General features: G+C 38.8%; 1 protein-coding gene. It reads left to right on the plus strand.

The features are described 5' to 3' along the window. Nucleotides 1–219 (plus strand): hypothetical protein (locus JDF658_RS14685; RefSeq protein WP_207651245.1); only part of this gene is annotated, 219 nt, incomplete at both ends.

A 219-nucleotide genomic window follows, 5' to 3' on the forward strand; every position in this document is an offset into this window, starting at 1 on the left:
AAAATAAATTTACCCCAGAAAAAGGTGTATAGGAAAGGGTTTTTAGCGCAAAACAAGAGGCTGAGGGAAAAATTCACCCCAGCCTCAAATGTTGTAAAAAATAAGCAACAGGCACCCACCTGTGATAAAATTGAAGTTGAAAAGACAAACAATCCTACCCAGGGAGGGATGCCTGTTATGGCTATTATACCACAAATTAAGCTATTTGAGTGGACAGAA

The sequence above is a fragment of the Carboxydocella sp. JDF658 genome, from assembly GCF_002049395.1.
Taxonomy (GTDB): domain Bacteria; phylum Bacillota.